Source organism: Pseudomonas sp. AC355, assembly GCF_979258205.1.
In genome coordinates, this window is record NZ_OZ409843.1 from 187,635 (window position 1) to 212,888 (window position 25,254).

The window sequence follows — 25,254 nt, forward strand, 5'->3', positions numbered from 1 at the left end:
CCGCCGTCGCCGCCACTGGGAGAACAGCCATGACCGATCACGCGAAAACGCCTGCCACCTGGCATCCGGGCGAAACTCTCATCCAGGAAAAACTCGGCGTCGCCGAGCGGATGGCTGCGGTCGGCAAGCGTGTGGTGCGTGACTTCATGCCCGATCAGCACCGCGAGTTCTATGCCCAGCTGCCGTTTATGGTGCTGGGCAGCGTGGATGCACAGGGCGATGCCTGGGCCGGCTTGCTCGAAGGGCAGGTTGGCTTTATCGCCTCGCCGACGCCCGCCACGCTGGATATCGCTGCCCGCCCGCACCCAGATGATCCTATTGCGCAAGGAATGGGCGATGGTGCTGCGCTTGGCCTGCTTGGCATCGAACTGCACACCCGTCGGCGCAACCGTATTAATGGCTTGGTGACTGCCGGTGCGCAGGGCCTGCGGGTCGCGGTCAAAGAGAGCTTCGGCAACTGCCCGCGCTATATCCAGCAGCGCGACTTCACCTTTTCCCGTGATCCGGCAGCGCCGTTCGCCAGTGAGGTCAAAGAGCTGCCGGTGCTGGATGCAGCAGCGCGGACGTTGATCGAAGGGGCGGATACCTTCTTCGTTGCGACCTATACCGATGTCGATGGGCAGCGTCAGGTCGATGTCTCGCACCGTGGTGGCAATAGCGGCTTCGTGCGGATCGAGGCTGACGGAACGCTGACTATTCCGGACTTCAACGGCAACCTGTTCTTTTCCACCCTCGGTAACATCCTGCTCAATGGCAAGGCCGGCCTGCTGTTCGTGGATTTCGCCACGGGCGATGTGCTGCAGATGAGCGGTGATGCCGAGGTCATATTCGAATCACCAGAAATCGCTGCCTTCCAGGGCGCCGAGCGGCTGTGGACATTCCAGGCGCGGCGTATCGTGCGCCGCCGAGGTGCGGTGGCCTTGCGCTGGGCACTACGCGAAGACGGCTGGTCGGACAGTTCGCTGCTCACCGGCAACTGGCAGCAGGCTGCTGACCAGCTGCGCGCCGCCCAGTACGCTACGCAATGGCGGCCGATGAAAATCGCGCGCATCGTTCAGGAAAGTCAGTCGATCCGCTCGCTGCATCTCGAGCCGGTCGATGGCGCCGGGCTGCTGCCGCATCTGTCCGGCCAGCACCTGCCGGTTCGGTTGCAAGTGGCTGCGGATGAGAAACCGCTGATCCGTACCTATACCCTGTCGGTGGCACCGTCCGATGGTCTCTATCGGATCAGCGTCAAGCGTGAAGGGCGGGTGTCGCAATTCATCCATGATCAGTTGCGTGAGGGCGATCTGATCGAAGCCCGAGCGCCGGCGGGTGACTTCACCCTTGATGCACAGGAAGAGCGCCCGCTGGTGCTGCTAGCCGGTGGTATCGGCATCACCCCGATGCTGGCGATGCTGCGCCATGTGGTCTACGAAGGCTGGCGGCAGCAGCGGATCAGGCCGGTCACGCTGTTCTATGCCGCTCGCTCGAAAGCCGAGCGCGCCTTTGACCGTGAGCTGGCCGATTTGGTCGCCGCAGCCCAGGGGGCAGTCCGGCTGGTGCGAGTACTTAGCGATACCAGCGGCGCTCAACCGGGCGTGGACTACGACACGGCAGGGCGTATCGATATGGCGCTGTTGACTCGTTTTCTCGCTTTTGACGATTACGCCTTTTACCTGTGCGGGCCGCCGACTTTCACCCAAGGACTGTATGACGGGTTGCGCGGTTACAACATCGCCGACGCGCGTATTTATGCCGAGGGATTCGGGCCCGCGTCGATGGTGCGCAGCAGTGATCAACTAATGGCAGCAGCCGTGACACTGCCTCCCGCCACTGAGCCGGTACCTGTTCTGTTCACTGAATCGCTGAAGGAAGCGCGCTGGGCGCCGGGCTCCGGCACCTTGCTGGAGCTGGCCGAAGCACGTGGCCTGGAGCCGGAGTTCAGTTGCCGCGAAGGTTCTTGTGGCACCTGCAAGACCCGGCTGGTGAAAGGCGCGGTGAGCTACCTGAAACAACCTGCCGCCAAGCTAGGCGACAACGAAGTGCTGATCTGCTGTGCAGTACCGGCGCAGCCGCAAGGCGCCGATGCTGAGCGCCTCGAACTGGCGCTCTGACATTCACCACCCACTATCTGTGTTTTTAACGTAAATGAGGAGTTCTGCCATGTCCCGTCCACCGCTTCCCCCGTTCGACGAGCAATCCGCCATCGCAAAAGTACGCCTGGCCGAAGATGGCTGGAACGGTCGCGACCCGGCCAAGGTGGCGCTGGCTTATACCCTCGACACTCGCTGGCGCAACCGCGTCGAGTTCGTCACCAACCGTGCCGAGGCCGAAGCCTTTCTGACCCGCAAATGGAACCGCGAGCTCGACTATCGGCTGATCAAGGAGCTTTGGGCTTATACCGGTAACCGCATCGCCGTGCGCTACGCCTACGAGTATCACGACGACAGCGGACAGTGGTTCCGCGCCTACGGCAACGAGAACTGGGAGTTCGCCGAGGACGGTCTGATGCGCGCGCGCCACGCCAGCATCAACGAACAGCCTATCGCCGAAGCCGACCGCAAGTTTCATTGGCCATTGGGCCGCCGCCCGGACAATCACCCGAGCCTCAGCGATTTTGGGTTCTGAGCGCCGGTTCACGAGTTTTCTAAGCGTGTGAAGGTCGATGCCGGTAGCAGGCAGGGATTACTTCAAGGCACAAGCGCACATCCAGCGATCTCGTAGGAGGGGCTTTAGCCTCGAGCTCTTTACGCCTAGGCAGGCACAATCGAGGCTAAAGCCTCTCCCACAGAAGCTCTGCTCACCGGCCGCCTCCGCCACGTTCCCGCCAGTGGTTTCCGCTGTCGAGGCCAAGCGTGCGCAGAGCACCCTCGACTAGTAGGCTCCCACGCTGGAGCGTGGGAGCCATCATCGTATGATAGCGAACAGACTCTGAGCGCAAGCGCTCTGGGGGCACTCAGATACGGCATACTGCCCCGCTGCGCTCGTTGCGTAGTCAACGCTGAAGCAAGAGGAGCGACAGGCGGATGGATCGTTGGCAGGCGATGCGGGTATTTGTGAAGGTCGCGGAAACTGGCAGCTTCGCCAGTACCGCGCGGCAGATGCACATGAGTGCGCCGGCGGTTACGCGCATCGTCGCGGGCCTCGAGGATCTGATCGGCGCGCGGCTGCTGGTGCGTACCACGCGCTCGGTAAAAACCACCGACGCGGGCAGCCGTTACCTGCAGGACTGTCGGCGCATTCTTGGCGATATCGCCGAGGCGGAGCTGGCCGCCGCCGGCCACTATGCCGAGCCTTCCGGTAGCCTCGCGGTCACCGCGGCGTCGATGTTCGGCCATATGTACGTGCTGCCGTTGGTGCTGGATTACCTGGATGCCTATCCGGGCATGCACGCGCGTACTTTTTTCGTCGATCGCCCGGTGAACATCGTCGACGAAGGCATCGATGTGGCAATCCGGATTGGTCATCTGGCGGATTCCGGCTTCACCGCCATTCAGGTCGGCTCGGTGCGACGGGTGATCTGCGCGGCGCCGTCCTATCTGCAGAAATACGGCGTGCCATCTACCCCTGCCGATTTGAAAAACCACCGCATCGTCGTATCGCAAAGCGCCTGGGCTTCGCCCGAGTGGCGCTTTGCAGAAGGGCAGCGGGTGCTTGTCGATCCCGTCCTGCAATGCAACACCAACGAGTCGGCGATCGCTACTGCCCGAGCCGGTTGGGGGCTGACCCGCGTTCTGCATTATCAGGTCGGCCCGGCCCTGCAGGAGGACGCGCTGCAGATCGTGCTCGACCCCTTTGAGGAGCCGCCGTTGCCGATCCACGTGCTTTACCCGGAGGGGCGCCAGGCGCCTGCCAAGGTGCGCGCTTTCGTCGACCTGGCCGTGGCGCGACTGCGCGGCAATCCGCTGTTCAATTGATGGCATCGCACCGCTGAGCAATGGCGTGTCGCACCAACATTAATGCTCTCGGATGTAGCTTTGCCCGAGCAGTTGCAGTCCAATGTTCAGCGACTCACCAATAGGGAAGGTATCGATGAGCCAGCAATCTCAATTTGCCCTGCTGAAAAGCCGGCGCTTCCTGCCGTTCTTCATCACCCAGCTGCTCGGCGCCTTCAACGACAATATCTTCAAGCAGTCGTTGATTCTGGCAATTCTCTTCAAGCTCAGCCTCGACGCCGATCGCGACTTGATGGTCAACGTGGCAGCGATGCTGTTCATTCTGCCGTTCTTCCTGTTTTCCGCACTCGGTGGGCAGTTCGGCGAGAAATTCGCCAAGGATTGGCTGATTCGCCGGCTCAAGTTCTTCGAGATTTTCATCATGCTCGCCGGGGCTGCTGGCGTATTGCTGGGCAACCTGAGCGTGATGCTTGGCGTGTTGTTCGTCATGGGGATTCAGTCGGCGCTGTTTGGGCCGGTGAAGTATTCGATTCTGCCCCAGGCCCTCAAGCCGCAAGAGCTGGTGGGTGGCAATGCGCTGATCGAGATGGGTACCTTCCTGGCGATTCTGGCGGGAACCATCGGTGCTGGCATCATGCTCACCAGCGTGCATTACGGGGTGATCGTCGCCGCCTCGGTGGTGCTGGTGGCAGTGATTGGCTACCTGTCGGCGCGTGGGATTCCACGGGCCGACGCAGCGCTGCCGAATCTTGAGCTGGATTGGAACATCCTGCGCCAGACCTGGCTGACCCTGCGCATGGGCCTCACCCAGCCCAAGGCGGTATCCCGCTCGCTGGTCGGCAACTCCTGGTTCTGGTTTCTCGGTGCGGTGTACCTGACGCAGATCCCGGCCTATTCGAAGGAATGGCTGCACGGTGACGAAAGCGTGGTCACGCTGATTCTCACCGTGTTTTCGGTAGGCATTGCCCTGGGTTCGATGCTTTGCGAGCGGATGAGCGGGCACAAGGTGGAGATCGGCCTGGTACCGTTCGGCTCCATTGGCCTGTCGGTGTTCGGTGTTCTGCTGTGGTGGGCTTCGGGTGGTGTGCCTGAGGCCGCGCAGCCGCACAATTGGCTGGCGCTGCTCGGCTATGGGCATGCCTGGTGGGTGTTGGGCTCGATTCTCGGCATCGGCGTGTTCGGCGGTTTCTACATCGTGCCGCTGTACGCGTTGATCCAGTCGCGCACCGCCGAGAACGAGCGGGCGCGGGTGATTGCCGCCAACAACATTCTCAACGCGCTGTTCATGGTGGTATCGGCTGTGGTGTCGATCCTCTTTCTCAGCGTCGCCGGTCTGTCGATTCCGCAGTTGTTCCTGGTCATTTCGCTGATGAACGTGGCGGTCAACAGCTACATTTTCAAGATCGTCCCCGAATTCACCATGCGCTTCCTCATCTGGCTGCTCGGTCACTCGATGTACCGGGTGTCGCACAAGGGCTTGGACGCCATCCCGGATGAAGGTGCAGCCGTGCTGGTGTGCAATCACGTGTCGTTCGTCGATGCGCTGCTGATCGGCGGCGCCGTACGCCGGCCGATACGCTTCGTCATGTACTACAAGATCTACAACCTGCCTGTGCTCAACTTCATCTTCCGCACCGCGGGTACCGTGCCAATCGCCGGGCGCAGCGAGGATCTGCTGGTGTTCGATGCGGCGTTCAAACGCATTGGCGAGTACCTTCGTAACGGCGAGGTGGTGTGCATCTTCCCTGAAGGCAAACTGACCGCCGACGGCGAGATCGACGAGTTCAAGGCGGGCGTCGAGCGCATCTTGCAGGACAATCCGGTGCCGGTGATTCCCATGGCCCTTGGCGGCCTGTGGGGCAGCTTCTTCAGCCGTGATCCTCAGAAGCGCCTGTTCCGCCGTGTCTGGTCGCGCGTCGACCTGGTTGCTGGTAAGCCCATCGAGGCGACAGAGGCCACACGCCAGGTGCTGCAGGCAGAGGTGGCGGCGTTGCGTGGGGATCGGCGCTGATTTTGAGCGCTTCCCAGGGCGTAGTTCCAGATACCGAGTGATTGCTATCCCACAGCGCTGAACGAAAGAGCCCGCCAATCGGCGGGCTCTTTCGTTTCAACCGTTGCTCATCTTTAGCCCGATCAGGCCGCAGATGATCAGTGCCACGCTGGCCAGGCGTACCAACGCCATGGACTCACCGAACAGGATGATGCCCGCTATCACCGTGCCTACCGCACCGACGCCGGTCCAGATGGCGTAGGCGGTGCCCAGAGGCAGCTCTTTCATGGCCAGGCCGAGCAGCGTCAGGCTGACCACCATGGCGGCGACCGTCAGCAGAGTAGGGATGGGGCGGGTGAAACCATCGGTGTATTTCAGGCCGATGGCCCAGCCGACTTCGAACAGGCCAGCAAAGAACAGAATGATCCAGGACATAGGGCGACTCCACAGTAGATGGGGTCGTCCCCGGCAATCAGGCACTGAAATCCAGGGTCGTCCGCGGAGTGCCCCGATAGCGTGCACGAATTTTGCTCCCGGGGGAAATCCGCCGCAGTATCAGTTGGTGTTCTTGTCGTCCTTCATGCGTCGGTAAATCGTCGCTATCAGCGGGCCTGAGAGGTTATGCCAGACGCTGAACAGTGCGCTAGGTACTGCCGCAAGTGGAGAGAAATGGGCGTTCGCCAGTGCTGCGCCCAGCCCTGAATTCTGCATGCCGACCTCGATGGACAAGGTTTTGCGTTGTGCCAATGGCATGCCAAAAAAACGTCCGGCAGCATAGCCCAGGCCTAATCCGAGGCTGTTGTGCAGCATGACGATGGCCATGATCAGCAGGCCGGACTCGGCGATCTTCGCCTGACTGGCCGCGACCACCGCAGCCACGATCGCGACGATGGAAACCACCGAGATCAGCGGCAGTACATCGATCGCCAATTTCACGCGCTCACCCAGTAGCCGTCGCACGACCAAGCCGAGGATGATCGGCAGCAGCACCATCTGCAGTATCGAGCTGAACATGGCCCAGAAGGAAACCGGCAGCCATTCGGAAGCCAGCAGCCAGATCAGTGCGGGCGTCACGATAGGCGCCATCAACGTGGTCACCGCCGTGATGCCAACCGACAGCGCCACGTCACCTTTGGCAAACCAGGTGATGACGTTGGAGGCTGTACCGCCAGGGCAGCAGCCCACCAAGATCACGCCCACGGCGATCTCTGCCGGCAACGCGAACAGCTGGCAGAGCAGCCAGGCCAGGCCCGGCATGATGATGAATTGTGCGAGTACACCGACCAGCACGCGCAGCGGATGCCGGACAACTTCGCGGAAGTCTTCTGCTTTAAGGGTCAGACCCATGCCGAACATGATCAGCCCGAGCAGTGGCACGATCCACGCGGTCAGCGGCAGGAACGCGCTGGGCAGGAGGAAGGCCAGAATTGCAAACAACAGCACCCAAATGGCGAAGGTATTGCCGACGAAGCGGCTCAGAGCGATCAAGGCAGGCATGCGTGGGTTTCCGAAACAACGGGAGAGAAGGGCGCCGGGCCTGAGATGGCGGCCCGGTGCCAGGTACTACTGGAGGGTCAGATACCTTGCGGGGTGTCTTCGCCGCCCAGGGCTTCGAACAGTGCCGGCAGGAACTCGATCAGGGTCAGCATCATCAGCGTGAAGCTGGCGTCCTGCTGGCTCAGGTCATCATCGCCGCCATCCTGCTCGGCCTGTTCCTGCAGCAGGTCTTCGAACTTCAGGCGCTTGACCACCAGCTTGTCGTCGAGCACGAAGGACAACTTGTCCTGCCAGGCCAGCGACAACTGCGTGACCTGCTTGCCCGAGCTCATGTGCAACTGCACTTCTTCGCCGGTCAGATCCTGGCGCTTGCAGCGCACGATGCCACCGTCTTCGTGGGTGTCGCGCAGTTCGCACTCGTCCAGCACGTGGAAGTCGGCAGCGGCTTGTTGAGCCTTGACCCAATCGGTCATGGTCGCTGTCGGGGCGATCTTCACGGTCAGCGGACGAACCGGCAGCGAGCCGATGGCTTCACGCAGTGTGGAGAGCAGGTCTTCGGCGCGCTTCGGGCTGGAAGCGTTGACGATGATCAGGCCCTGAGCAGGCGCAATGGCGGCGAAGGTGGCTGACTTACGGATGAAGGCGCGCGGCAGGAAGGCCTGGACGATTTCGTCCTTGATCTGCTCGCGTTCCTTTTTGTAGACCTTTCGCATCTGCTCGTTTTCGATCTCGTCGACCTTTTCCTTCACGGCGTCCTTGACCACGCTACCCGGCAGGATGCGTTCTTCCTTGCGTGCGGAAATCAGCAGGAAACCCTGGCTCTCGTGCACCAGTGGCGCATCGGCGCCCTTGCCGAACGGGGCGACGAAGCCATAGGTCGCCAGTTCCTGGCTGGCGCAGGGGCGGGCAGGCTTGGCGGACAGGGCTTTTTCGAGTGCTTCGGTTTCGAAGGAAACGTCTTGGGTGAGGCGATAGACCAGCAGGTTGCGAAACCACATGAGCGGGGTGTCTCCAGTTTGCGGGCGCGCGCTTGGCGCGCAAAAAATCATGAGTCCGGGCGCAAGGCTTCTGCATCGGTGCAGAGCGTGGGCAGTCTGGCGGCAGATGTTCAACACGCCGCGCGACGATCAGACCAGCGCGAGGGCGCATTATTCCTTCCAGCGGTGGATTAGGCCAACCCTGTATTGAGGCAGTCTGACGTTTGGGCACTGAAACCGTGATGATTCCTAAGCCTTTGGAACGCCAATAAATTTTTTTTACAAAGGGGGTTGCCAAGGTGCAGGTCGCTCTCTAGAATGCGCCCCACTTCGAGAGTGAAGGGTGATTAGCTCAGCCGGGAGAGCATCTGCCTTACAAGCAGAGGGTCGGCGGTTCGATCCCGTCATCACCCACCAATCGAGGTATGCGCAGCGGTAGTTCAGTCGGTTAGAATACCGGCCTGTCACGCCGGGGGTCGCGGGTTCGAGTCCCGTCCGCTGCGCCATATATAGCTTCCAGGGCCCACTGAACACCCTGAAGCAACGCGAAAAGCGCCCTAGGGCGCTTTTTTCGTTTCTGCGTTTCTGTATCTAAGAATCCCTTTCCTTGCGGCTCCAGACCTTTGTCCAGGCCGCAGGAGTCAGGTGCGTCTAGATCGCGCCAGGACGGAAGGGCGGTTCGTCATCCAGGTCTTCGAAGCCATCGATGATGTCCGGCACCTCGTAGCGCTCGACCTCGATTTCGACTTCTTTCTTGCGGCCCGTACCGAGAATGCCAACCACCGCGCCAAGCGCCAGGCCCGCAGCGGCGAACGCCCAGGGGCGGCGATGCAGCGCCACGTTCAGTTTGTCGGCACCTTGCTTGACCTGATTCTTCACCGACTCGGCGCTTTCCGCGAGGTCATGCAGTTTCTGCCTGGCTGCGTGGGTGCCTTGATCCAGTGACTGCCTGGCTTCGCGCAATGCGTCTGCCAGGGACTCGTGATCGGTCGGTTCGGCAAAATGCTCAGCTGGTTGCGGGCGACCGCGGGTCTGCTCCACAGCCAGCCAGGCCAGGCCGATGGCGGTCATGGCCACGGGAAGCGGGTTGGCCTTCAAGGTCTGGCCCAGGCGCTCGGCTATCTCCAGGCCACCGCTTTCACGGCCGTAAGCAAGCGCCTGATCAATCAGGCGCTGGGGCGTCAGACGTGCTTCCACGTTGTCGATCAGTGCGTCGATGCGGCTGCGCTGTTGATCGATTTCCTGCTCGAGCACTTCCGGAGACTTGAGCGATTCGGCGGCGATGGTGCTGTGGGTACTCATGACATTTGCCTCTGCACGGCTTCCTTGTCTTTCTGCAAGGAGTCCAGGGTGCGTTCGGGGGTAAGTTGAGAGGGCGTGAACTTCTGCTGACCGACCTTGAGCATGATCAGGCCGATGATTATGACTACCACCCCAACGATCAGTGCGGCCAGCCAGGGCGCCATCACGGTGCTCAAGCCGTACACGGCGGAAAGCAGCAGCATCAGCACGCCACATAGCAGCACGATGGCGCCGCCAGCTACGGCAGCGATCCCGGTCTTGGTGGCCTGCAGGGATGCGTTGAGCTCGACCTTGGCCAGCGCCAGTTCCTTGGTGAAGAGCGTCTGCACTTCACGGGTAAGCTGGCGCAGCAGGCCGAGCAGGGAAGGCTCCACCGGAGGTTGCCGCGGATCTTCGGTCATTACAGAACTCCTTTTCGTACGTGACGTTGCAGCGAACGCTCGCGCTTGAGCAGCACGCGGCTGGCCAGGAAACCTACGGCCAGACCGCCTGCTGCCAGCCAGAACGGATGGGTACGCGCGAAGCGGTCGACAGTGTGCACGGCATGCCCGCTGGCGTTGTTCAGCGCGTCGCGCATGGCGGCGAGCTGGCGGGCCGCTTCACGTAGACGGTCCGGCGATGGCGCTGCGTCGAGGTTTTCCAGGTCGGCGATGGTCGAGCGGGCTACCTGGGCCAGCGCTTCGAGTTCGTCGGTGTGCGACTGATCGGCCTGGATGCGCGCGCGCAGTTGCTCCTGAGCATCCTGCTGCCAGTGCCCGGAGATGATCTTGCCTGGGCGCTTGTGAGGCCGTTCTTTGCTGTCGTTATCCATGTGGCTACACCTGTTCATGCTTGAAAGGGCTGTACGTCGTCGTTATCGACTGTGCTCGCGAGTGGCGAATTCGTCCGCAAGGGGCGTGTGGATATCCATGGGCGCTGGCGTCACAGGGGTAGGGGATACTGGCGTTACCGGAGCGGCGCGAGTGCGGTCTGCCAGTTCTTCGGCCATCAGTACCAACTCTTGCAGGCGCTGTACCCGAGCACGCAGGTAGCGGATTTCTTCCAGGGGATCGTCCGCCGCGCTTTTCACGCTGCAGTGCCCGCTGAGACCGCGCAGCAATAGCAGGCCGCCGGCACTCAGCTGGCGATTACCCTGCTGGCCCTGTTTGCTGGCGCCCAGTGCGGCCAGTAGCAGGCCGCCGCCGATGGACAGCAAGCGCTCCCAGCCTCTTACGTTCTGGCGTGCCGGGCCCTGTCGGTCGGGTTGCGATTGCGGTTCGAAGGCGACCATGGGTTCACTCCTTTCTGGTTATTGATGAAAGCTGGATCAGCGGGCGCAAACCGGATCGGGCTGCGGCTTGTCCGGCAATACATCGTTGTCCGGTTCCTGGGGATGGCCGAGGGGAGGCTGCTCGCCTGGCGTGCCCAGTGTTCCCGGTGCCTGGTTAGGATCCTCTGGTATTCGTTGGGTCATCATGCGCTCCTCCGGTCTCGATGCTCTTGGTGGTTTGAGGGTCGCACGCGCTGCATGTTCGATCTTTTTGCCAAGAGATATCCCCATAGCGCCAGCGCCGCGATCCAGGCCCGGCACAGGCGCAGCGCCCTCTGGCTGGCTCTTTTGCGCATCCGCTGTGGTGAACGTTTCGCTGACTACACGGGCAGGCAATTACCGCATGCCGGGGCAGCGTCACTGTAGCCATTGGGCGGCAGGCAGAGGCTCGCCTTTATTTTGCTGGATATGAGTGTTGCCATTGGAGCTGGCAGCACGGGCCTTTTACCTGAACTCTGCCGCTTGCCGGTCAGTCAGGTGTTACAGGTTCAGGAGTGGAAACCCATGCTCATTTCTCTGCACAAACAGGTCGCACTGGTCACCGGTGGCAGTTCAGGCATTGGCGCCGCATCGGCGAAGGCGCTGGCGCAGGCCGGTGCTGCCGTGGTGGTGAATTATCGATCCGGGCGCGAGGCGGCGGAGCGACTGGTCGAGGAAATACGCAGCGCAGGCGGCCAAGCGATTGCCGTGGGTGCGGACGTGTCCAGCGAGAAGGAGGTCGAGGCGCTGTTCGCCAAAACCCTGTCGGCCTTCGGGCGGCTGGACATCCTGCTGGCCAACTCGGGCATGCAGCGTGATGCGCCGACGGTGGACATGAGCCTGGAGGACTGGAATCAGGTGCTGCAGGTCAACCTTACCGGTCAGTTTCTCTGTGTGCGTGCAGCCCTGCGCCAATTCCGCCAGCAGGAAATTCGCGAAGACGTGTCGCGGGCAGCCGGCAAGATCATTCAGATGAGCTCGGTGCATCAGCTGATTCCCTGGGCGGGGCGCGCCAACTACGCGGCGTCCAAGGGCGGCCTCGACCTGCTGATGCGCAGCGTGGCCCAGGAAGTGGGCGAGCAGCGCATTCGCGTCAATGCCATCGCCCCCGGCGCGATCCGTACCGCGATCAACCGCGAGGCCACCGAAGGCGAAGCCGCCAAGTCACTGCTCGAACTGATTCCCTACGGCCGCATCGGTGAAGCCGAAGACATCGCCAATGCGGTGGTCTGGCTGGCTTCCGATGCCGCCGATTACGTTCACGGCACGACCCTGTTCATCGACGGCGGTATGAGCCTTTACCCGGAGTTTCGTGACAATGGTTGAAATTCAGGGGCGTCAGATGCCCATCGAAGCCCACGGCATCATTGGTGACATGCGCAGTGCAGCACTGGTCGCTGACAGTGGTTGCGTGGATTTTTTCTGCTGGCCGGATTTCGACAGCCCGTCGATCTTCACGGCGCTGCTCGACAGCCCTGAGGCCGGAGTCTTCCAGCTGGCGCCGGATCTGCCCGGTGCGCGTCGCCAGCAGATCTACCTGCCGGACACCAACGTGTTGCAGACGCGCTGGCTGGACGATTCCGCTGTAGTGGAATGCACCGATGTCATGCCGATCAACGCCGATGTGGACGATTATCCGCGGCTGATTCGCCGTATTCAGGTGGTCTCAGGTAGCGCACGTATCCGTATGCGCTGCCGTGTTCGTCATGATTACAGCCGTGCTGACACGGTCGCGGAGATGGAGGGCGACGATGTGCTCTTCCATGCGCCCGATCAGCCGAGCCTGCGCCTCTCCGCGAGCCAGTCACTGAAGATCGATCAACATTGTGGTATTGCCGAGTTCGATTTGCAGGAAGGCGAACATGCCGAGTTCGTGCTGGGCGCGCCAGGCGACCCGCTGGTCGCTGCCGGTGCCTGCGAGCACTGCCTGGAGGCCACCGTTGCCTACTGGCGGCGCTGGATCAAGCAGTCCAACTACAGCGGACGTTGGCGCGAGATGGTGCACCGCTCGGCCCTGGCACTGAAGCTGCTGACCTCACGCAAGCACGGCGGCATTCTCGCTGCGGCCACCTACGGACTGCCCGAGGCGGCGGGCGGCGAGCGTAACTGGGATTACCGCTACACCTGGATTCGCGATGCGTCGTTCACCGTCTACGCATTCATGCGCCTGGGCTTTACCGAAGAGGCCAATGCCTTCATGCGCTGGGTGCGCGAGCGCGTCGACGACTGCTCGGAAACCCCGGCCCATCTGCGCATCCTCTACAGCCTTCGTGGCCAGCATGAATTGCCAGAGACTTCCCTCGATCATCTTGCCGGGCATGGCGGGGCGCAGCCGGTACGGATCGGCAACGAGGCCCACGATCAGGTTCAGCTGGATATCTTTGGCGAGTTGCTGGACGCGGTGTACCTCGCCAACAAGTACGGTGAGGCGATCTCCCACGACGGCTGGCACCATGTGGTGGGCATCGTCGATCAGGTCTGCGACAGCTGGCAGCAGAAAGATGTCGGTATCTGGGAGATACGCGGCGAGGAGCAGCACTTTCTGCATTCGCGGCTGATGTGCTGGGTGGCGTTGGATCGGGCCATCCGCCTGGCAGAGAAACGCTCGCTGCCGGCGCCTTTCTTGCGCTGGAACGATCAGCGTCAGGCCATTCATGATGACATCTGGAACAACTTCTGGGATGAGGACTGCGGCCACTTCATTCAGCGCATCGGCTGTCAGGATGTCGACGGCTCTATGCTGTTGATGCCGCTCATGCGTTTCGTCGGCGCCAGCGACCCACGCTGGCTGGCCACGTTGGAAGCAATCGAGCATCAACTGGTGCGCGACGGCATGGTCTATCGCTACCGCACCGACGACGGCCTGAAAGGCGAGGAGGGCTCCTTCGTCGCCTGCTCGTTCTGGTACGTGGAGTGTCTGGCACGCGCCGGGCGCGTCGAGCAGGCGCATCTGGAGTTCGAGCAGTTATTGCGTTACGCCAATCCGGTGGGGCTGTATGCAGAGGAGCTCGACAAGCGCGCCCATCATCTGGGCAATACGCCGCAGGCGCTGAGTCATCTGGCGCTGATCAGTGCTGCCAGCTTTCTCGATCACAAGCTCAGCGGCGAACGTACTACCTGGCAGCCCTGAGCGACATGCGCCGGGTCATGCCCGCTCTTCGCCCGGCGGCGCGGATTTGCGCACGGGCAGCACGTCGATGATCTCGATGCCGAGTTGCTGGATCAGCTCTCTCACCGAGCCGCTGGCGTGGTCAGCACCTTGTGAAAGATGGCCGGCAGGCAGCTCGGCGTTGAGTACGGTGAATTCCACCGCTTTCATGTTGGGAATGAGGCGGGTGGTGAGGGTCTGGAATCGCCTTTCGCCGTTACGCGAATAAATGATCAAACAATCCATGTTCACAATGCCCTGAAGTCCGTTGATATACAGTGCAGGCTATCTGGCTGCGCCAGAGGGCAAGGCGGGCACCGGTCAGGCTGGGTGCCAGTTTCTCTGCGCTGGGCAGGGAGTATTTTTCCGCGCAGAGATGCAGAACCGCACGGTAGGGTCTTGTGCCCGAAGCCGGAGCATAGGCGATAAAATCGCCAGGCGAAAGCTTCTCTGGTAATTGTGGCAATGGCGTGAATTCAACTTGGCAAACGACGAATGGCGCGGCCCATGATCAGGCCCTACCTGGGTTTTCTGCCAACCGGCGCAGGTGCGCGGATATTGTTCGAGTGGTCAGCTTTTGCTCTTCAGTCCAGCCCAGGCGACTGCGCCGAGAATCAGTAGGCCGCCCAGCAACATGCCGGTAGTCGGTACCGAGTCGAACAACAGCCAAGCGCCAGCGATGGCGTAGATCGGCTCCATGGCGATCACCACGGCAGCAGTGTGGGTGCGCACATGGCGAAGAGAGGCGATGAACAGGCTGTAGGCCAGCGCCGTGCAAAGTACGCCTAGCGCCGCGAGCTGCCACCAATCCTGGGCGCTGATCTCGGGAAGCTCCTGCCGGCACCAGGGCAGCAGCATCAGGCTGATAGCCAGGCATTGCCACCAGCACGATGGCAGCCCATCGACCTTGCTGGCGAAGTGTTTGTTGGCAACCGCAATTGCAGCATAACTGGCGCCGGACAGAATGCCCCAGAGCAGGCCTGACGTAGCACCTTCGCGCAGGTCGAAGGAGGGCGTGACCAGGACCAGGCCAGCCGACACCAGCAATAGAATTAAGCTGTCGGTACGTCCCAGGCGCTGGCCGAATACCAGTCGCTCGATCAGTGCAGTAAAGGCCGGGAACGACGCGAAGCCCAGAGTAGCCACCGCCACGCCGCCGGCTTGTACCGCCATGAAAAACAGAATCCAATGCCCGCCCAGTGCCGCGCCGGTGGCCAGCAGCTTACCCGCGGTGCCAGCGCTAACACCGCGCCAGGGACGTAGCCCCAGGCACACACAGATCACGCTCAAGGCCAGCAAGGCAAACGCCGCTCGGCCCAGCACGATCATGCTTGCGCTGACGTTCAGGGACTCACCGAACAAGGCGGATACACCCACCAGTAGGGCTGCTGAGTGCAATTGAAAATGGGCGCTGCGACGGCTCATGGGTGATCTACCTGACGAGATAGGCGCAGGGTGCCAAGTGCGGATAATCCCGTAAAACGGATTATAGTGTGGGTTGTTATTCGATAATCGAATGGTTGGCTATGGCCAGACAGGATTTGCAGATCGATTGGTTACAGGCATTCGTCGCCGTCGTCAGCAGTGGTTCGCTGACTGCTGCGGCGGTGGGGCTGTCGCGCTCGCAATCGGCGGTGAGCATGCAGATAAAGAAGCTCGAAGCGGCGGTGGGACGCCCGTTGCTGCTGCGCGGGCCGCGCCACCTGAGTTTAACGCCAGCAGGCGAGGAGTTGTTGGGGTACGCCCGCAAGCTGCTGCGGGTGCACAGCGAAGCGCTGCTGGCACTGCGCGGTGTACGGTTGGAAGGCAAGGTTTCCCTCGGCATTCCCGACGACTATGCCCTGGGTTATCTGACCCCTCTGCTCAACGACTTCGCCAGTGGACAGCCTGCGGTAGAGGTGACCCTGGTGTGCGAACCCTCTACGCAGTTGATACCTAAAGTGGAGAGCGGCGAGCTGGATGTGGCCATCGTCACCCGCGACAGGCCGCAGCGTGGTGAGCTGCTGTTTCGCGAGGAGCTGGTGTGGGTCGGCAATGCTCGTCAGGAAACCTGGCGGCAAACGCCTTTACCTATCGCGGTGTACGAGCTGGGTAGCCAGGCACGCCGTCGTGTTCTCAAGAGCCTTGAGACCCTGGGTCGCGATTACCGAGTGGTCTACAACAGCCCTAGCGTAGCCGGGCAACTGGCCGTGGCGCAAAGCGGTGCAGCGCTTGGCGTGCTAGCCCGCTGTTGCGTTCCCGCTACTTTGCAGGTGCTTGGTGCGAGCCAGGGGCTGCCGGCTCTGCCGATGCTTGAGGTGGTCGTGATCCGCAGTCGAGCCCCGGTTTCACCTGCATTGGTCGATGCCCTGCATGAGCAGGTGCTGCAGACCCTGCGTCGGGATTTTGAATCAAGTCGGCTATAGTTCGAGGCTTCTGACGAGGACACCATAGGGGATCGTATGAACTGTGCAGCTCTGGGTATCGACTTTCCGATCATTCAAGCGCCAATGGCGGGTACTGCTACACCGGCACTGGCGGCTGCGGTCAGCAATGCCGGTGGCCTGGGTTCCATCTCCATCGCTGCAGTGAAGGCCGAGGCCGGGCGGCAGATGATCATCGAGACCCGTGCCGGCACCCGCAGGCCGTTCAACATCAACGTCTTCTGTCATCGCCCCAGCGTTGCTGACCGGGCCGCGGAGCAGGCCTGGCTGGATCACCTGCAGCCTTACTTCGCCGAGTTCGATGTGCCGGGTCCACAGGCCATCGGCGACATATACAGCAGCTTTCAGAACGATGACGGTCAGCTCGAGGTGTTACTCGAGGAGCGTCCACCAATCGTCAGTTTTCACCTGGGGCTGCCCTCCCAGGATCGTATCGATGCGTTGAAAAAGGCCGGTATCACCCTGCTGGCGTCGGCGACCACGCTGGAGGAGGGATACCAGCTGGAAGAGGCTGGTATCGATGTGATCGTCGCCCAAGGTATCGAGGCTGGCGGTCACCGTGGCGTATTCGACCCGCAGCGTGGCGATCAGGGGATTGGCACCCTGGCGCTGGTGCGTGTGTTGGTGCGCCATCTGTCACGGCCGGTAATCGCCGCTGGCGGCATCATGGATGGCGCCGGTATCGCCGCCGCCATGACTCTGGGAGCCTGCGCTGCTCAGTTGGGTACGGCATTCATTCTCTGCCCGGAGTCGGCGGCCAACGAAGCCTATCGACGCATGCTGGGCAGTGAGCGGGCGCAGGTCACTCAGGTGACCACGGTGATTTCCGGGCGTCCGGCGCGCGGCATTCTCAACCGCTTCATGGTCGAGGTGGGTGCGTCCGGGCATCCGCCGGTGCCAGGTTTTGGTATCGCCTACGATGCCGGCAAGCAGCTTATCGCCGCCGCGGCGAAGGCCGGCAATGTCGAGTTCGCTGCGCATTGGGCGGGGCAGGGCGCGGCTCTGGCGCGAGCCATGCCGGCAGCCGAGCTGATCGCAGTGCTGCAGCGCGAATATCTGGCTGCGCGTGGCTGAGGCGTTTTATCGCGAGCGAAACGCCCGGCTGGAGATGCTTACGCCATTGCCGTCCGGATCCTTGCTGTTGGCGAAGCCATAGCCCTCGCCCTGGTGTATCGGGCCGAACTCCAGGCCATTGCTCAGGGCGCGGCTGCGGAAGGCCTCGAGGTGTTCCACATCGAACACCAGCTTCACGCGGGCCTGGTTGCCTTTCAGTGATACGGCTGCACGGTGCACCAGCAGGATCAGCCCGCCGCGAGGGTGGTGCAGTTCGATCACGCCCTGATCTTCCGCGCTGCTCACGAACCCGAAATGGCGCTCATAAAACGCGCAGGTCTTGCCCGGATCATTGGCATACAGCATGACTCGGGTACTGGGGGCGCTCATCGATGCAGTTCCTGTAATAGAGTACGAGCAGGCCGCATCCGCTATGGCGTGCATCTGGCCAGCAAAAAAGTCAGTAGGTTGAATGCGTTGAAGGCCGACAGCTTATACACGTGTCGGCCTGAGCAGGACGTTATCCGAATCAGGCGGTGTGAAGATGGACTTCTTCGATGCTGTCGTGCCGATCCGGAGCTTCGATGCCGGTCAGCTCGCGAATCAGCGCCCATTGCTGATCGAGTTCCTGGCTGACTGCGCCAAGACGGGTGATCATCTTCGAGGCGGCGGAGCGAACGCCGCTGTCATCGCTGCGCAGTAGATCGAATGACAGCGCGGTCATTGCCGCCGTCATGTGCGTGATGCTGCGTGAGGTGAGGGTGAGCAGTTCGGTGAGTTGTTGTTCTTTCGGGGTCATCTCGCGCTTCCTTGACTGGACGAGTCGATGCATTGCGTTGGGTAAAACTGCGACAGGCCATCAGATCCTTGATGGTTCACTGTCGGACGCCGTTCACGAATGGAAGTCGTGCTGCGAGCAAAATGATATCACCGTCACTCCAGGCCCTGGCAATATGCTGCAGAGGCTTGGATGCAAATAATTTTCATGTGTGCGTTTTAAATCGAGATGCCGTTTGTCACGCGCCGTCGGGCAGTATGCAGCGGCTGTTCACGGCGCTTGAATGGTTAAATATCTGCGACCCCGTGCGTCCAGATAGCGGCAACGTTTAAACTGCGCCTCACCGACGCCGCCTGCGGCTTTTTCGCGAGCGTCTGGAGCCTGGGTTGGCGCTGTAAGAAGTTGTCGCATGCCGGCAATGCTGACCCTCGAGCGCCCCCTACAATCTTTCGCATCGCTGGCCCTATCGTGCCGGCGTGTCTTGTCAGGAGAGTTCCGATGTCCGTTCAGCACGACCCGGTGCAACGCGCCGATTTCGACCAGGTGATGGTGCCCAGCTACGCGCCTGCGGCATTCGTGCCGGTGCGCGGTGCCGGTTCGCGCGTCTGGGATCAGAGCGGTCGTGAGCTGATCGACTTTTCCGGTGGCATCGCCGTCAACGTGCTGGGCCATGCGCACCCGGCGCTGGTGAAGGCCCTGACCGAACAGGCCAATACCCTGTGGCACGTTTCCAACGTATTCACCAACGAGCCGGCGTTGCGCCTGGCGAAGAAGCTGGTCGAGGCCACCTTCGCCGAACGTGTGTTCCTCTGCAACTCGGGCGCGGAAGCCAACGAGGCGGCCTTCAAGCTGGCGCGTCGTGTGGCTCACGATCGTTTTGGCGCCGAAAAGTACGAGATCATCGCCGCTACCAACAGCTTTCACGGGCGCACCTTGTTCACCGTGAGCGTGGGTGGCCAGCCGAAATACTCCGATGGCTTCGGGCCGAAGATTCAGGGCATCACCCACGTGCCCTACAACGACCTCGAAGCGCTCAAGGCCGCGATCAGCGACAAAACCTGCGCCGTGGTGCTGGAGCCCATTCAGGGCGAGGGCGGCGTGCTGCCGGCGGATCTGGCTTATCTGCAGGGTGCTCGCGAGCTGTGTGATCAACACAATGCCCTGCTGGTGTTCGACGAAGTACAGAGCGGCCTGGGCCGTAGCGGCCACCTGTTCGCCTACCAGCACTACGGCGTGACGCCAGACGTGCTGTCCAGCGCCAAGAGCCTGGGTGGCGGTTTCCCGATTGCGGCCATGCTCACCACCGAAGCACTGGCCAGCCATCTGGCGGTAGGCACCCACGGCACCACCTATGGCGGTAACCCGCTGGGTTGCGCGGTGGCCGAGGCGGTGCTCGACGTGGTCAATACGCCTGAAGTACTGGACGGTGTGAAAGCCAAGCACCAGCGCTTCAAGGCGCGCCTCGAGCAGATTGGCGAGCAGTACGGGGTGTTCTCCGGCGTGCGCGGCATGGGGCTGTTGATTGGTGCGGTGCTATCCGATGCGTGGAAGGGCAAGGCGCGTGCCTTCTTCGACGCAGCTGCCGAAGAGAACCTGATGATTCTTCAGGCCGGGCCGGACGTGGTGCGTTTCGCACCGAGCCTGGTGGTCGAAGATAGCGATATCGATGAAGGTCTGGATCGCTTTGAGCGCGCAGTGGCCAAAGTGGTTGCCGCTGCCTGACCTGCCTTGCTGGTGGCCCGAGTGCCACCAGTGCTTTTGTCCAGCCGAGCGGATATTCCGGTCGGCTCCATGGATGATGGTTCTCGCCGCCGGGACTGCTGTGCCCGGGCTCTGCTGAAGGAGTGACACCATGCTGGTTATGCGCCCTGCGCGAATGACCGACCTCGCTGAAGTGCAGCGCCTGGCTGCCGACAGCCCGGTAGGGGTCACCTCGTTGCCGGACAACGCCGAGCGGCTGCGCGACAAGATCGCCGCCTCCGAGGCCTCGTTTGCGGCTGAAGTGAGCTTCAACGGCGAGGAGCGCTATTTCTTCGTGCTCGAGGACAGCGAGTCCGGGCGCCTGGTCGGCTGCTCCGGCATCGTCGCCTCGGCCGGCTATTCCGAGCCGTTCTACAGCTTTCGCAACGAGACCTTCGTTCACAATTCCCGAGAGCTGAAGATCCACAACAAGATTCATGTGCTTTCGCTGTGCCACGACCTGACCGGCAACAGCCTGCTGACCAGCTTCTACGTCGAGCGCTCGCTGGTCGACAGTGTCTGGTCCGAGCTCAACTCCCGCGCGCGCCTGCTGTTCGCGGCCTGCCACCCGGAGCGGTTCGCCGATGCCATGGTGGTGGAGATCGTCGGCGAGAGCGACGACGCCGGCGAGTCGCCGTTCTGGGATGCGGTGGGCCGGCATTTCTTCGGTATGAGCTATGGCGAAGCCGAACGCCTGTGTGGCTTGCGCAGCCGCGCTTACCTCGCCGAGCTGATGCCCCATTACCCGATCTACGTGCCGCTGTTGCCGGATTCTGCGCAGGAGTCCATGGGCCTGGTGCATCCGCGTGCGCAGGTGTCCTTCGACATCCTTATGCGTGATGGCTTCGAGACCGACCATTACATCGACATCTTCGACGGTGGCCCGACCCTGCATGCGCGGATCTCTGGCATTCGTTCCATTGCCCAGAGCGTGGTTGTGCCAATCGTGCTCGGCGAAGCCGACGGCGGCGGGCGGCCCTATCTGGTCAGCAACGAACAGTTGCAGGGCTTTCGCGCGGTGATCGCCGAGCTGAACTGGGCGCCCGGTCAGCCCGCGGTGCTCGATCCGCTCACCGCACAGACGCTCGGCGTCGCCGAAGGCGGTCAGGTAAGGCTGGTGGCGGTATGAAGGTGTCAATGATGAATGCCACCTGTCTGGCCCGCAGTTTTCTGGAGGCATCATGATCGTTCGCTCCGTACGTGCCGGTGACCTGCCGGCGCTGATTGACCTGGCGCGCAGCACGGGCACCGGGTTGACCACCTTGCCGGCCAACGAGGCACGCCTGGCCTACCGGGTCGGCCGTGCCGAGAAGACCTTTCGCGGCGAGGCCGAGCGCGGCGATTGCGACTACATGTTCGTACTCGAGGACGACGACGGCCGTGTGCTGGGCATCTCCGCGATTGCCGGCGGGGTGGGGTTGCGTGAGTCCTGGTACAACTACCGGGTCGGCCTGACGGTTTGCGCTTCCCAGGAATTGAACATCCACCGTCAGGTGCCAACGCTGTTTCTGGCCAATGACCTGACCGGCCATTCCGAACTGTGCTCGCTGTTCCTGCATGCCGATCACCGCACCGGGCTGAACGGGCGCCTGCTGTCCAAGGCGCGTTTCCTGTTCATCGCCGAGTTTCGTGAGCAGTTCGGCGACAAGATCATCGCCGAGATGCGCGGCGTGTCCGACGAACAGGGTCGTTCGCCCTTCTGGGAATGCCTCGGGCGGCACTTCTTCCGCATGGAGTTCTCCCAGGCGGACTACCTCACCGGCGTCGGCAACAAGGCGTTCATTGCCGAGCTGATGCCCAGGTTCCCGCTGTACACCTGCTTCCTGTCCGAGGCCGCGCGCGAGGTGATTGGCCGCGTGCACCCGGATACCGAGCCGGCGCTGGCGATGCTCAAGTCGGAAGGTTTCAGCTATCAGGGTTATGTCGACATCTTTGATGCCGGCCCGGCCATCGAGGCAGAAACCGCGAAGATACGGGCGATTCGCGACAGCCAGTTGCTGGTACTGGCCATCGGTACGCCAGGGGACGATGCGCCGGTGTACATGGTGCACAACCGCAAGCGCGAGGACTGCCGCATCACCGTGGCGCGCGCGCGCATGGCGGCTGGCACGCTGGTGGTCGATCCCCTCACGGCGAGGCGCTTGCGCCTGAACGTGGGTGATCAGGTGCGGGCCGTGGCGTTGGCCGCACAAGCCTGAGCCCCTGTTTTTGATGTGATCAGGGGCGACGTGCCGTCTGCCCCGACCGGTGATGCCGCCATAGAGCGGCAGCCGTTATACAGACAAGGCCATCGCCTGGTGATGGCCAGTCGAACCGTGAAGCCTGGAGTGATAGACCATGAGCACGCATTACATTGCAGGTCTCTGGCAGATAGGACAGGGCAATACCCTGGAATCCCTCGACCCGGTCAGCCAGCAGGTGCTCTGGGTGGGCCGCGAAGCTAATGCCGAGCAGGTCGAGGCCGCCGTGCAGGCAGCTCGCGATGCATTTCCTGCATGGGCTGCCGTGCCATTGAGTGAGCGAATCACGCTGCTCGAGCGTTTTGCCACGGTGCTCAAGGCTAGGCAGGGTGACCTCGCGCACGCCATTGGCGAAGAGACTGGCAAACCGTTGTGGGAAGCCGCTACCGAAGTCGCCAGCATGATCAATAAGGTGGCCATCTCGTCACAGAGTCACGGCGAGCGCACGGGTAGTAAACACGGCGTGCAGGGTGATGCCAGCACGGTGCTGCGGCATAAACCCCATGGCGTTGTGGCGGTATTTGGCCCGTACAATTTTCCGGGTCATCTACCCAATGGGCATATTGTCCCAGCGTTGCTCGCCGGTAACACCGTCGTGTTCAAACCCAGTGAGCAAACGCCGAAGGTGGCCGAGCTGACGCTCAAGTGCTGGATCGAGGCCGGCTTGCCGACAGGTGTACTGAACCTGGTGCAAGGCGCGCGTGATACTGGTATCGCGCTGGCGGCAAATCCTGGCATCGATGGTCTGTTCTTCACCGGTTCCAGCCGCACGGGCAATCTCTTGCACGCCCAGTTCGGCGGCCGTCCGGAGACCATCCTCGCCCTGGAAATGGGTGGCAATAACCCACTGATCGTCGAGCAGGTCGCCGATATCGACGCGGCCGTGTACTGCATCATTCAATCCGCCTTCCTCTCAGCCGGACAGCGTTGTACCTGCGCGCGACGCTTGCTGGTGCCGGAAGGCACCTGGGGCGATGCCTTGCTGGCGCGGCTGGTGAGCGTGGCGGCAAGCATCAAAGTCGGTGCCTTTAACGCCCAACCGGCGCCTTTCATGGGCGCGGTGATTTCCCTGGACGCCGCCCAGCATCTGCTCAAGATCCAGACACGGTTGGTCGACAAGGGGGCACGACCGCTACTGGATATGAGCCAGCCTCTCGAAGGCGCAGCGTTGCTGACACCGGGGATCATCGACGTGACGGCCGTACAGCCGCGCTTCGACGAGGAGGTCTTTGGGCCACTGCTGCAAGTGATTCGCTATGGTGATTTCGACTCGGCCATCGCGCAGGCCAACGCCACCCGTTTCGGTCTCGCCGCCGGGCTGCTGTCTGATTCCCGCGAGCGCTATGAGTACTTCTGGCTGCGCAGCCGTGCCGGCATCGTCAACTGGAACAAACCGCTGACCGGCGCCGCCAGTAGCGCACCGTTCGGTGGTATCGGTGCCTCGGGCAATCATCGCCCGAGCGCTTATTACGCGGCGGATTACTGCGCCTATCCGGTTGCTTCGCTGGAAAGCGAGCAGCTCGTGTTGCCGGATAGCCTGGCGCCGGGAGTCAGTCTATGAGTCGCCAGGTCGCTGCGGCTTGTGAGCTGAACATCGATGGTTTGGTGGGCCCGACGCATAACTACGGCGGTTTGTCTTACGGCAATGTGGCTTCGCAGAACAATGGTCAAGTAGCCTCCAGCCCGCGTGAGGCCGCTCGCCAGGGTTTGGCGAAAATGAAAGCACTGATGGACATGGGCTTTGCCCAGGCCGTGCTGGCGCCTCAGGAACGGCCCGATGTGCAGGCGCTGCGGCGCTGCGGTTTCAGTGGTAGTGACGCCCAGGTCATCGAGAAGGCAGCGCGCGAAGCCATGCCGCTGCTGGTCGCCAGTTGTTCGGCGTCGAGCATGTGGACGGCCAACGCCGCCACGGTCAGCCCCAGTGCCGACACGGCTGATGGTCGCGTGCATTTCACGGCGGCCAACCTCAACTGCAAGTTTCACCGCTCCATCGAGCACCCGACCACCAGCCGCGTGCTGGCAGCAATGTTCAATGACGAGCGCTATTTCGCCCACCACGCGGCCTTGCCTGCGGTCAGCCAGTTCGGAGACGAAGGGGCCGCCAACCACACCCGTTTGTGCCGTGACTATGGCGAGCCTGGCGTGGAGTTTTTCGTCTTCGGCCGTAGCGCTTTCGACCTGCGCCTACCGGCCCCCCAGCGCTATCCCGCACGGCAGACCCTGGAAGCGTCGCAGTCAGTGGCACGCCTGCACGGCCTCAGCGATAGCGCTGTGGTGTATGCGCAGCAGAATCCCGCCGTGGTCGATCAGGGCGTGTTCCACAATGATGTGATTGCGGTGGGTAACGGCCAAGTGTTGTTTCACCACGAGGATGCCTTTCTCGATAGTGCGCGGGTCATTGGCGAGCTCGGCGACAAGTTGGCGCGGCTTGGCGGGCAGCTGCAGCCGGTGTGCGTGCCGCGGCATGCGTTGGGGGTCGAAGACGCGGTACGTTCCTATCTATTCAACAGCCAGCTGCTGACCCGAGCAGATGGTCGTATGTTGTTGGTGGTGCCCGAAGAATGCCGTGGTAATCAGCGCGTTTGGGCCTACCTGCAAACGCTGCTGGGCAGCAATGGGCCGATTGCTGAAGTACGTGCATTCGACCTGAAGCAGAGCATGCAGAATGGTGGTGGTCCAGCCTGTCTGCGTTTGCGGGTGGCCCTTAACGCCGAGGAACTGGCGGCGATGAACCCAGGCGTGATGATGACGCCCGCGCTTTATGAGCGGCTGCTAAAGTGGGTCGATCATCATTACCGGGATCGCCTGAGCGAAAGTGATCTGGCCGACCCACAGTTGCTGACCGAATGCCGCAGCGCACTGGATGAGTTGACCCAGATCCTTGAGTTGGGCGCGGTTTATCCCTTTCAATTGAACTGAATAGGCTCGCACTTCGAGCCG

25 protein-coding genes and 2 tRNA genes are annotated in these 25,254 nt (G+C 62.0%); 15 read left to right on the forward strand and 12 right to left on the reverse strand.

What is annotated here, in order from left to right; translation table 11 throughout:
* The first annotated feature begins 29 nt into the window (after positions 1-29).
* The 4 genes from ACZ0AI_RS00965 (at position 30) to ACZ0AI_RS00980 (ending at position 5,889) form a co-directional block, all read left to right on the forward strand.
* Complete coding sequence (locus ACZ0AI_RS00965) at positions 30-2,096, forward strand: 2Fe-2S iron-sulfur cluster-binding protein (RefSeq protein WP_463564163.1); 2,067 nt, start codon at positions 30-32, stop codon at positions 2,094-2,096.
* Between the two features lie 49 nt (positions 2,097-2,145).
* Positions 2,146-2,610: a nuclear transport factor 2 family protein gene (locus ACZ0AI_RS00970; RefSeq protein WP_463564164.1), complete on the forward strand. Its 465-nt coding sequence runs from the start codon at positions 2,146-2,148 to the stop codon at positions 2,608-2,610.
* A gap of 398 nt (positions 2,611-3,008) precedes the next feature.
* Positions 3,009-3,899: a LysR family transcriptional regulator gene (locus tag ACZ0AI_RS00975; protein ID WP_463564165.1), complete on the forward strand. Its 891-nt coding sequence runs from the start codon at positions 3,009-3,011 to the stop codon at positions 3,897-3,899.
* Positions 3,900-4,014: 115 nt separating this feature from the next.
* Positions 4,015-5,889 (forward strand): MFS transporter, encoded by a 1,875-nt coding sequence (locus ACZ0AI_RS00980; protein WP_463564166.1) that lies wholly within the window; start codon positions 4,015-4,017, stop codon positions 5,887-5,889.
* A gap of 96 nt (positions 5,890-5,985) precedes the next feature.
* Here ACZ0AI_RS00980 and sugE read toward each other — a convergent pair whose 3' ends face one another.
* From sugE to rdgC, 3 genes are all read right to left on the reverse strand, one after another.
* Complete coding sequence (sugE, locus tag ACZ0AI_RS00985; protein WP_463564167.1) at positions 5,986-6,303, reverse strand: quaternary ammonium compound efflux SMR transporter SugE; 318 nt, start codon at positions 6,301-6,303, stop codon at positions 5,986-5,988.
* Positions 6,304-6,423: 120 nt separating this feature from the next.
* Positions 6,424-7,365, reverse strand: a complete 942-nt coding sequence (locus ACZ0AI_RS00990) for a bile acid:sodium symporter family protein (protein ID WP_463566210.1) — start codon at positions 7,363-7,365, stop codon at positions 6,424-6,426.
* A 77-nt stretch (positions 7,366-7,442) separates the two neighbouring features.
* Positions 7,443-8,363: a recombination-associated protein RdgC gene (gene rdgC, locus ACZ0AI_RS00995; protein ID WP_463564168.1), complete on the reverse strand. Its 921-nt coding sequence runs from the start codon at positions 8,361-8,363 to the stop codon at positions 7,443-7,445.
* Between the two features lie 320 nt (positions 8,364-8,683).
* On the opposite strand from rdgC, the gene ACZ0AI_RS01000 reads away from it, so the two are divergent.
* A tRNA-Val gene (locus tag ACZ0AI_RS01000) sits at positions 8,684-8,759 on the forward strand.
* 12 nt (positions 8,760-8,771) lie between these two features.
* Positions 8,772-8,848, forward strand: a tRNA-Asp gene (locus tag ACZ0AI_RS01005).
* 145 nt (positions 8,849-8,993) lie between these two features.
* Here the strand turns inward: ACZ0AI_RS01005 and ACZ0AI_RS01010 are convergent.
* The 5 genes from ACZ0AI_RS01010 to ACZ0AI_RS01030 are packed head-to-tail and all read right to left on the reverse strand — an operon-like array spanning position 8,994 to position 11,097.
* On the reverse strand, positions 8,994-9,644 hold the full coding sequence (locus ACZ0AI_RS01010) for a DUF3618 domain-containing protein (RefSeq protein WP_463564169.1): 651 nt from the start codon (positions 9,642-9,644) through the stop codon (positions 8,994-8,996).
* Positions 9,641-10,045 (reverse strand): phage holin family protein, encoded by a 405-nt coding sequence (locus ACZ0AI_RS01015; RefSeq protein WP_463564170.1) that lies wholly within the window; start codon positions 10,043-10,045, stop codon positions 9,641-9,643. The genes ACZ0AI_RS01010 and ACZ0AI_RS01015 overlap by 4 nt, the downstream gene beginning before the upstream one ends.
* Complete coding sequence (locus tag ACZ0AI_RS01020; protein ID WP_463564171.1) at positions 10,045-10,455, reverse strand: hypothetical protein; 411 nt, start codon at positions 10,453-10,455, stop codon at positions 10,045-10,047. Before ACZ0AI_RS01020 ends, ACZ0AI_RS01015 begins: the two co-directional genes overlap by 1 nt.
* A gap of 42 nt (positions 10,456-10,497) precedes the next feature.
* On the reverse strand, positions 10,498-10,914 hold the full coding sequence (locus ACZ0AI_RS01025; protein ID WP_463564172.1) for a hypothetical protein: 417 nt from the start codon (positions 10,912-10,914) through the stop codon (positions 10,498-10,500).
* Between the two features lie 36 nt (positions 10,915-10,950).
* The gene (locus ACZ0AI_RS01030) at positions 10,951-11,097 is read right to left on the reverse strand and encodes a hypothetical protein (protein ID WP_463564173.1); all 147 of its coding nucleotides are present in this window, start codon (positions 11,095-11,097) and stop codon (positions 10,951-10,953) included.
* A 360-nt stretch (positions 11,098-11,457) separates the two neighbouring features.
* On the opposite strand from ACZ0AI_RS01030, the gene ACZ0AI_RS01035 reads away from it, so the two are divergent.
* Both ACZ0AI_RS01035 and ACZ0AI_RS01040 read left to right on the forward strand, forming a co-directional pair.
* A complete protein-coding gene (locus ACZ0AI_RS01035; RefSeq protein ID WP_463564174.1) occupies positions 11,458-12,258 on the forward strand; it encodes a glucose 1-dehydrogenase in 801 nt (266 codons plus the stop codon).
* Complete coding sequence (locus ACZ0AI_RS01040; protein ID WP_463564175.1) at positions 12,251-14,062, forward strand: glycoside hydrolase family 15 protein; 1,812 nt, start codon at positions 12,251-12,253, stop codon at positions 14,060-14,062. Before ACZ0AI_RS01035 ends, ACZ0AI_RS01040 begins: the two co-directional genes overlap by 8 nt.
* Positions 14,063-14,077: 15 nt before the next feature.
* Here ACZ0AI_RS01040 and ACZ0AI_RS01045 read toward each other — a convergent pair whose 3' ends face one another.
* Positions 14,078-14,326, reverse strand: a complete 249-nt coding sequence (locus ACZ0AI_RS01045) for a hypothetical protein (RefSeq protein ID WP_463564176.1) — start codon at positions 14,324-14,326, stop codon at positions 14,078-14,080.
* Positions 14,327-14,650: 324 nt separating this feature from the next.
* Positions 14,651-15,505 carry a DMT family transporter gene (locus ACZ0AI_RS01050; protein WP_463564177.1) on the reverse strand — a complete coding sequence of 285 codons (855 nt, stop codon included), beginning with the start codon at positions 15,503-15,505 and terminating at the stop codon, positions 14,651-14,653.
* 101 nt (positions 15,506-15,606) lie between these two features.
* On the opposite strand from ACZ0AI_RS01050, the gene ACZ0AI_RS01055 reads away from it, so the two are divergent.
* The gene (locus tag ACZ0AI_RS01055) at positions 15,607-16,485 is read left to right on the forward strand and encodes a LysR family transcriptional regulator (protein ID WP_463564178.1); all 879 of its coding nucleotides are present in this window, start codon (positions 15,607-15,609) and stop codon (positions 16,483-16,485) included.
* Between the two features lie 36 nt (positions 16,486-16,521).
* Complete coding sequence (locus ACZ0AI_RS01060; RefSeq protein ID WP_463569923.1) at positions 16,522-17,577, forward strand: NAD(P)H-dependent flavin oxidoreductase; 1,056 nt, start codon at positions 16,522-16,524, stop codon at positions 17,575-17,577.
* A 6-nt stretch (positions 17,578-17,583) separates the two neighbouring features.
* Here the strand turns inward: ACZ0AI_RS01060 and ACZ0AI_RS01065 are convergent, their stop codons facing one another.
* Positions 17,584-17,946 carry a VOC family protein gene (locus ACZ0AI_RS01065; RefSeq protein WP_463564180.1) on the reverse strand — a complete coding sequence of 121 codons (363 nt, stop codon included), beginning with the start codon at positions 17,944-17,946 and terminating at the stop codon, positions 17,584-17,586.
* Positions 17,947-18,085: 139 nt separating this feature from the next.
* A complete protein-coding gene (locus ACZ0AI_RS01070) occupies positions 18,086-18,355 on the reverse strand; it encodes a hypothetical protein (protein ID WP_463564181.1) in 270 nt (89 codons plus the stop codon).
* Between the two features lie 477 nt (positions 18,356-18,832).
* Here ACZ0AI_RS01070 and ACZ0AI_RS01075 point away from each other — a divergent pair, with 477 nt between their 5' ends.
* The 5 genes from ACZ0AI_RS01075 (at position 18,833) to astB (ending at position 25,233) form a co-directional block, all read left to right on the forward strand.
* Positions 18,833-20,056 carry an aspartate aminotransferase family protein gene (locus tag ACZ0AI_RS01075; protein WP_463564182.1) on the forward strand — a complete coding sequence of 408 codons (1,224 nt, stop codon included), beginning with the start codon at positions 18,833-18,835 and terminating at the stop codon, positions 20,054-20,056.
* A 130-nt stretch (positions 20,057-20,186) separates the two neighbouring features.
* Positions 20,187-21,203 (forward strand): arginine/ornithine succinyltransferase subunit alpha, encoded by a 1,017-nt coding sequence (aruF, locus tag ACZ0AI_RS01080; protein ID WP_463564183.1) that lies wholly within the window; start codon positions 20,187-20,189, stop codon positions 21,201-21,203.
* A gap of 52 nt (positions 21,204-21,255) precedes the next feature.
* A complete protein-coding gene (astA, locus tag ACZ0AI_RS01085; RefSeq protein WP_463564184.1) occupies positions 21,256-22,272 on the forward strand; it encodes an arginine N-succinyltransferase in 1,017 nt (338 codons plus the stop codon).
* 139 nt (positions 22,273-22,411) lie between these two features.
* Positions 22,412-23,875: a succinylglutamate-semialdehyde dehydrogenase gene (gene astD, locus ACZ0AI_RS01090; protein ID WP_463564185.1), complete on the forward strand. Its 1,464-nt coding sequence runs from the start codon at positions 22,412-22,414 to the stop codon at positions 23,873-23,875.
* Positions 23,872-25,233 carry an N-succinylarginine dihydrolase gene (gene astB, locus ACZ0AI_RS01095; RefSeq protein WP_463564186.1) on the forward strand — a complete coding sequence of 454 codons (1,362 nt, stop codon included), beginning with the start codon at positions 23,872-23,874 and terminating at the stop codon, positions 25,231-25,233. Before astD ends, astB begins: the two co-directional genes overlap by 4 nt.
* Positions 25,234-25,254 lie beyond the last annotated feature (21 nt).